The organism is Crocosphaera sp. (assembly GCF_030064895.1).
Lineage (GTDB): Bacteria > Cyanobacteriota > Cyanobacteriia > Cyanobacteriales > Microcystaceae > Crocosphaera.
Genome location: NZ_JASJEB010000122.1, coordinates 41067 through 48073, shown reverse-complemented (window position 1 = coordinate 48073; position 7007 = coordinate 41067). Strand labels below are relative to the sequence as shown.

Sequence of the window (7007 nt, the reverse complement as noted above, 5' to 3'; positions counted from 1 at the left end):
GAAGCAACTTGGGGAGATGAAGCGACAAAAATCTCAACAACATAAGAAAAGTTTGGGGTCTTTAGAAACCCCAACTTCTCAAAAGTTGGGGTAGTTCATTTTATGAAACAAGACAAAACTATCAGACTAACTGTTTATATATATTCACCTATAACATTCGGCCGATGAAGCTTTTTCTTGAGATTACGGAGAACTTTAAATAAGCAAAATATACTTGATACTTCCATAATAAAAAGGTGAATAAATGATATAATCAAATTGATTCATTTTTTAACAAATAGTTATCTTACTTAACAATAATAAACAAAAATAAATCAAAAATGTTTAAGAAAATTAAAAATAAAAATACAAATGATACTTATCAACTCAACCAAGATGTAATATTATACAATCAGGAGGGTTTTGTGCAACTTTTAGACTTTAATCAGGGTCAATTTTATGCCCTCGATCGCATGGCAACAGTTATGTTATCCTCTGTGTTAGATAGGGGGTTAGAAGCAACCATTACTAATCTTAGTCAAGTTTACGATACAACAGAAGAAGAAATAGGCAAAGATTTAACAGAATTATTGGACAATCTTATTCAAAAAAAATTGCTCACAAACACCACCATAAACAAATCAAAAAGTCAATTAATATTGCAGTCTTTTAAGAATTTGATATTAAAAATTTTACACAAAATTATTAGTTTAACTCGTCCTTTAATTAATCCTCAACCTGAACCTAATTTTATCACTATTCATTTATTATTGATTTTAATTTGGTTAAGTTTTCGTTGTTTGGGATGGAGTGAAACTATTAAAATATGGAAAACTTGGTATGAAAATTATGTTGAAAATACTATTGATTCAGAAACAATAAAAACCTTGGATGATAAATTAAAAATAGCATCAGCTAGTAACCCATTATTATCAATAATGTGCAAGGAAAGAGCTTTAGTTGGTTATCATTTATTACGCAGTTTTTATCAGGTTTCTGCTACTTTAATAATTGGGGTTACTAATGATCCTTTTGAAGTTCATGCTTGGGTAGAATATGAAGGAATAGTTCTTACTGATGATCCTGTTCATTGTCAACAGTTTAAACCTGTTATGAAATATCAGTAAATTTATAACTACACTTAAATATCTTTATAATAACTATTAATTATCTATTGTTGTATTATCAAGCTGATCATACCAAACAATAAGGGATAAAGAGGTAGAAATTTGTCTTCCACTATAAACACTACCTACTCCCATTGCTTGTTGTTGCAAACAATCAATTAATATAGATTTATCAAAGATAGCCAAATCATCAATTTTTGACTGTTTAACCATTTCAATTAATGAGTTTAAATTCTGCCTTAACCCTTTCCCATAAACCTCATTAAAATTAGCTTTAATGCGTCTGGTACGAATCGCATCCGGTAATAGACCTTTCATCGCTTGTTGTAACAAGGGTTTAGCAACTCCAGGGACTTCTCTCATCTCTCTGGGAAGACTGAAACTATAGCTAATGAGACGGTTATCAAGAAAGGGATGACTTAGTTGTATTCCTTGGGGACTGGCCAGATACCAATTGGCCCAATTTCCTACTGCAGCTTGTCTTCCTAAACGATTAAAAGCTTCTTCGACAGGATATTGACTCAATTGACCTATATACTCTAACAGTTTAGGCCATAATTGATATTCTTGGGCAAAGTCTTTATTGATCCAAGGAGGGATACTATATTCTTGCAGATGAGGCCAGATAGCATAACCCTGTCGCAATAGTAAGGGTATTCCTTGTCGTAACCAAGGAGGAGTTAAGGGGGCGATCGCATATTCCCATAAAACAGATCCCACACTTTGACGTTTAGCGATCGCCCATTGACGGCCATTTTCCCATAGTTTAACCCAGTTTCTCTGACTCATTAAATCAGCTAAATAATAATGATTTCCTTCTACTAACATTTCTGCACCATTTCCTGTTAAAATTGTCTCGATCTTGAGGTCAGAAATAACATTTATCATGGCTTTTTCTAAGGCAAAATGAAATAAACCACTATAGGGTTCATCGTGATCGGGGATTGTATATTGAAACCAATTAAAATCTAATACTTGATCACCATCGACAAAACTAGGAATAATGTTTTGATTTTTTTCAAAAATAAGATGAATATAGTCTGTTTCCTTGATTAAACTGGGCAGTTTATAAACAAGAGATAAAGTTATTAAGGGCTGATTTTTAATTAATTTACTAGCTAAACATACAATTGAAGAACTATCCATACCACCTGATAAATGGGCTGCAAAATTAGTATTTGTTATTCGTTCCTGAATTGCTTTCTCTAGAATATTTTTAAACTGCAAACCTGCTGCTTCGGGGGAAATATTAGGTATAGTATTTATGGTTTTATTCCAATCCCAAGACCAAATTTTTTTTACAGATTTTTCCAAGGTACATTCTAATAATTCTCCTGGCAAAATACGATAAATATTATTAAATACGGTTTCTTTTTTTGCTAGTTCAACAGAAGCAAAAGGAAAGGTTAAAAAGGATGCTAAAAAGTCTTTGTTAATGACACAATTTTGTAGATTAGCTAATTTTTTAAGATGAGTCGTTAAAATAATTTCTTGTTGATAATAACTCCAATAAATAGGATAAGTTCCCAAGGGATCACGATAAGCTAAAATCCTCTTTTGTTGATAATCAATAATAGTGTAAATTAATTCTCCTTCTATGTTCTTTAGTTCTTCTATATTTCCTGTTTTAAATAAGTTTAAAATAATATCTGCATCTGATATGTTCTCTTTTTTATCTTGATAATATATTTTTCCCATTAGGATAACTGTATATTGGTTGGGAATATTCACAACTTTAATTAAAGATTGATCAATACCAAATAATTGAAAATCGATCTTTTTATCAGAGTTTAACGTAATAATAAAACCTGGACGCATAATCTTCCAAAATCATTAATTATTAATTGTTAATTGTTAATTGTTAACCCCCTGGCGAGAAATCCCCCATTGAGCAAGACCTGCTCTTGCGGAGGTTTCCTCCGCAAGAGCAGGTCTTGCTTGAGGAACGAAAATCTCCAGATGAGAGCCAGGACAGAATTTTTGTGATAGACTAGAGGCGGCCGTAAGGTATGCACCTGAATTGTAGCCGAACTTGGAATGTATCCATCCAAGATGAGAGTGAAAGGTAGTCATTGACGGAACCTCCAGAGCTTGGGAAATACGAGAAAAATTGCATAAATCGGATAAAGTACCCAGGGACTCTGGGAAACGAAAACGCCTGATTAGTCGTTCTGTCAGGGAATCAACAGTGGGAGATGTACTCATCATTCGTACTAATGTGTTCTAGATAAGTGGCGAAACCTCGTATCAACGAGAATAACCAGGAATGCCCTATCGTGAGCTAGGGAGGTTCCCCGCACAAAACGTAGTGGCGTGCGTGGGAGGATGTCACTTACTGTTGGCATTGAGGGCAAAAATGGGACGATCGTCCCCCTAATTTAATTTTTTCGATGGGTGTCCCACACACCCGACAGGGTTGCTTATGACGACCATAAACCCAAGCAACACCCCCATAGTTACCATTTATCCCCGTAACCCCTTTAAAATCACTAAAGGTTGTCCCACCCTGATCAATAGCTGTTTTTAAAACTTCTATCATTGCTCCTCGTAACCGTTTCACCTGTTGAGGGGTTAAGTCTTTTCCTAGAGTTGTGGGTAGTATACCGCTTTTAAACAAAGCTTCATCGGCATAGATATTACCCATCCCTGCAACGATCGCTTGATCCAGGAGAATGGTTTTAATATTGCGCTGACGACGTTTTAAGCTGTCAATGAAGTAATCTATGGAAAATTCTTTTGAAAAGGGTTCTGGACCTAATTTTTGCAGTCCTGTGATGATGTTTTCCGGGGGTTGGTTGGGGGGAACCCACCACACTTTACCAAAGGTGCGAATATCCACAAATCTTAATTCTTGGGACTGGTTACAAAACAAACGTAAACGGGTATGACGGGACAAAGGTTCGTTTTCTTTGACCCATAATAATTGACCGGTCATGCGGAGATGAACCCCTAACCATCCTTTCTTCTCTTGTAGGGGAACTAATAAATATTTGCCTCTTCTTTGCCACTTGTCAAAAGTAGCATTTTGGATCTGGTCTAAAAATTCTTGGCTAGAAGGAGGATAAGCAAGTGTGCGATCTAACAACACTTCCCCACCAAGAATGGTTTGCCCAAAGGTCAATTGATTTAACCCTCGGCAAACCGTTTCGACTTCAGGAAGTTCTGGCATTGATCCAGTTAACCCTAAAAATACTTAGGAAACGACTTCCAGTTCGCCTTCTGCAAAGTTGTTGGTATTAACTCCAGTTGCACTACCGCTAAAGCCGTTGTAATTGACTTTAGTAAAACGAACTACAACAGGATAGAGAATACCAGCTTTATCGACAGTGGCCACAGTACCGATGTCGTTGTACCAGTAAGACTCTTTACGTTTGATTCTAACTTTGTCTCCACGCTTGACCATAGGTATTGTCCTTTATAAATGAATATTCAAAGAGAAGGAAAAAAGTCCTTATCTATAAAAGCCTACTATTGGATCGCAACACCTTGCTACTATAAAAGTTTAAGTTTTATTACGAGTCTCGCCAGGCCAGTTCAACAAAATAGGCTGGATGTCCTGAAAAATCACGGGTTCGGGCAATTTGAACCAGTTCTAAATTGAAGGGAATAGCGGTGGTCACATATTTTTGGGCCAAGATACCCAAGTCGGGGGAAAGTTGTGATGCGGTGGAGGTAGCCAATAGTAAGCCTAAAGCTTGTTCTATGGGTCCCTTGGGCAATAAAAAATGAGTTCCCAGTGCAAAGCTGGTGGTTAACAACATATTGACGGACATATTGGTACCACAACGGGGATGTACAGCTAAATTCCAAACTCCGGCCCGAAACCGTTGTAAGGCTTTCCTGACAGCTTTTTGTAAGTCTAAATGCTGAACTTCTCCGTAGAGATAGAAGCCATTGGGAGTAGATAAACCCCCCAAATTTTCGTTATCTTGTAATCCTTGTCTCGTTTCGCTGAGTACCCAAACGGTACCATGTTCTAAGCCATGCACTTGACGCAGCATGAGTATTTCTTTTAATCCTGGAATAAATCCCAGTTGTTCTAAAGTATCGCTATCTTGTTGATGTTGGGGACGATACCAGTCTAAGTCCCAAAGGTTTCCAGTGGCAGGGTTAACCGAGTTGGTCATACGTATAAGTAGTCTAAGGATATCCCTTTGATTATAAATAATCTTTCTTGATCAGTATTAAGCTTTTCCGTTGGCCATTGATTTTTCTTGAGATGATGATGAGTTACCACGTTGTCTAGAACCATCTTTAGGAGAATGTTTAAGAAGGTTCTTTATGTTGTCAAGCTTGTCATTTATCGATTTTTGACTGTTGGAAATTAACTGAGAGTTGTGATTTATAGATTTTTGATTGTCGGAAATTAACTCTTTCATTGACTCAAAGTTTTTATTCATCGATTCTTCAATTGAACTATGAGTAATAGAATCATCATTAAGAAGCTTATTTTCTTCTTCAAAATTATGTTTTAACTGACTCTCAAGAGTTTCCTTTAACTTCAGGTCAGGCTTTGGTTCATTCTTACGACACAGCAGTCTGATAATCCTACTATTGCTTTGGGACAAAAGTTTATACTTTCTTCTTTCCTCTATGTCTTGCGCTAGATAGGCTGCCCCAAAACCGACACCAACTCCTGCGGAAACAATTTCGACTATCTGAAGCGACAGAACCAACCAATAAGTAATAGTATCAGTAGTATCTGGTTCAGCAATGGTGGTGTTATCTGTTTCAGTAATCTTGGTCTTATCTGTTTCAGTAATCTTAGTATCAGTAGTATCTGGTTCAGTAATCGTGGTGTTATCTGTTTCAGTAATCTTGGTCTTATCTGTTTCAGTAATCTTGGTTCTATCTCTTTCACCAATATAGGTCTTATATGTTTCAGCAATATTGTTTACTGTTACAAAGCTCATCAAACAAATACCTGTTGCAATACCTGCTATCCATACTTTTAAATTCTTAGATTGTTCCCTGTTTTTGAGAAACATTATTATCACCTCCGTTTAAGTTATTCAAAAGTCAGAATCACCATTAAGAACCTCTCTTTCTTTATCTAAATTTTCCTTGATAATTGGCAACAAGCTCGACTCAAGATTTTTATGGTCACTGAGCATTTTCATTCTCTTGTTATCGCTTTGGTACAAAAGCCAGTATGTTCTTCTATCCTCTATTTCCTGCACGATAGAGAATGTAACTAAACCTAAACCTACTCCTACACCAAAAGCTTCCCATGACCACTGATCTTTATCATCTACTGCTGCTATGAGGCTCATTAAACACAAACCTGTTCCTAAACCTGCTAAAACTGCCTTCATAAACTTCCCCATGCTCATCTTTACCACCATTGAACACGACTAAAGGGACTAACGCTCAAACATTTACAGAGAAAAATATTAATATTTCTCTTCTGAAGAGCAACTCTCTTATATCTCCATCTTATATTAGATTTAAGTGGCTCCGATTCCATCTTAAAATCTATTAATAAATGACCATGATTTCTTTTAAAACCCGTCGTAATTTTCTATTAGCAGGAATGAGTCTCTTGGGGACTGTTGCTTGTCAAAACATCAACCAATCCGAAACTGTTGAAGAAGTTATGTTTTCTCCTCTTGAACCTTTACCCGAACGTATCTTTGGCAATACTGGAGTGTCTGTTCCCATCTTAGGTTTAGGGGGTGCAGGACAAACTCCTTTATCTAAATATGGACAAGAAAAAGAAGCGATCGCACAGATTGAAGCAGCCTTAAAATTGGGTATTCGTTACTTTGATACAGCAGCTAATTATGGACCGAGTGAAGACTATTTAGGCAAGGTTTTATCTGCTTTCCGTCGTTGGACATAAGTTAAACCTATTAATAACTTTTAAATTTATTAATAGTTTAAAAGTAGTATTAAATCTTC

General features: G+C 36.1%; 8 protein-coding genes. 2 read left to right on the top strand and 6 right to left on the bottom strand.

Annotated features, from left to right (window positions below; translation table 11 throughout):
- The first annotated feature begins 320 nt into the window (after positions 1–320).
- Positions 321–1106: a lasso peptide biosynthesis B2 protein gene (locus QNJ66_RS23185; RefSeq protein ID WP_300511009.1), complete on the top strand. Its 786-nt coding sequence runs from the start codon at positions 321–323 to the stop codon at positions 1104–1106.
- 36 nt (positions 1107–1142) lie between these two features.
- On the opposite strand, the gene QNJ66_RS23180 is transcribed toward QNJ66_RS23185, so the two are convergent.
- The 6 genes from QNJ66_RS23180 to QNJ66_RS23155 form a co-directional block, all read right to left on the bottom strand.
- Positions 1143–2924, bottom strand: a complete 1782-nt coding sequence (locus QNJ66_RS23180) for an asparagine synthetase B family protein (protein WP_300511008.1) — start codon at positions 2922–2924, stop codon at positions 1143–1145.
- Positions 2925–3438: 514 nt separating this feature from the next.
- Complete coding sequence (locus tag QNJ66_RS23175; protein ID WP_300511007.1) at positions 3439–4275, bottom strand: DNA-formamidopyrimidine glycosylase; 837 nt, start codon at positions 4273–4275, stop codon at positions 3439–3441.
- Between the two features lie 24 nt (positions 4276–4299).
- Complete coding sequence (locus tag QNJ66_RS23170) at positions 4300–4509, bottom strand: photosystem I reaction center subunit IV (RefSeq protein WP_300511006.1); 210 nt, start codon at positions 4507–4509, stop codon at positions 4300–4302.
- Between the two features lie 109 nt (positions 4510–4618).
- A complete protein-coding gene (locus tag QNJ66_RS23165; protein WP_300511005.1) occupies positions 4619–5233 on the bottom strand; it encodes a DUF6391 domain-containing protein in 615 nt (204 codons plus the stop codon).
- A 57-nt stretch (positions 5234–5290) separates the two neighbouring features.
- Entirely contained in the window at positions 5291–6094 is an 804-nt protein-coding gene (locus QNJ66_RS23160) for a hypothetical protein (protein WP_300511004.1), read from the bottom strand.
- A gap of 24 nt (positions 6095–6118) precedes the next feature.
- Positions 6119–6421, bottom strand: a complete 303-nt coding sequence (locus QNJ66_RS23155) for a hypothetical protein (protein ID WP_300511003.1) — start codon at positions 6419–6421, stop codon at positions 6119–6121.
- 176 nt (positions 6422–6597) lie between these two features.
- Here QNJ66_RS23155 and QNJ66_RS23150 point away from each other — a divergent pair, with 176 nt between their 5' ends.
- Positions 6598–6948: an aldo/keto reductase gene (locus QNJ66_RS23150; RefSeq protein WP_300511002.1), complete on the top strand. Its 351-nt coding sequence runs from the start codon at positions 6598–6600 to the stop codon at positions 6946–6948.
- The last annotated feature ends 59 nt before the right edge of the window (positions 6949–7007 follow it).

Excerpts from the sequence above, each read along its gene's own strand:
- QNJ66_RS23185 (WP_300511009.1), top strand. The coding sequence starts at position 321 with ATGTTTAAGAAAATTAAAAATAAAAATACAAATGATACTTATCAACTC.
- QNJ66_RS23180 (WP_300511008.1), bottom strand. The coding sequence starts at position 2,924 with ATGCGTCCAGGTTTTATTATTACGTTAAACTCTGATAAAAAGATCGAT.
- QNJ66_RS23175 (WP_300511007.1), bottom strand. The coding sequence starts at position 4,275 with ATGCCAGAACTTCCTGAAGTCGAAACGGTTTGCCGAGGGTTAAATCAA.
- QNJ66_RS23170 (WP_300511006.1), bottom strand. The coding sequence starts at position 4,509 with ATGGTCAAGCGTGGAGACAAAGTTAGAATCAAACGTAAAGAGTCTTAC.
- QNJ66_RS23165 (WP_300511005.1), bottom strand. The coding sequence starts at position 5,233 with ATGACCAACTCGGTTAACCCTGCCACTGGAAACCTTTGGGACTTAGAC.
- QNJ66_RS23160 (WP_300511004.1), bottom strand. The coding sequence starts at position 6,094 with ATGTTTCTCAAAAACAGGGAACAATCTAAGAATTTAAAAGTATGGATA.
- QNJ66_RS23155 (WP_300511003.1), bottom strand. The coding sequence starts at position 6,421 with ATGAAGGCAGTTTTAGCAGGTTTAGGAACAGGTTTGTGTTTAATGAGC.
- QNJ66_RS23150 (WP_300511002.1), top strand. The coding sequence starts at position 6,598 with ATGATTTCTTTTAAAACCCGTCGTAATTTTCTATTAGCAGGAATGAGT.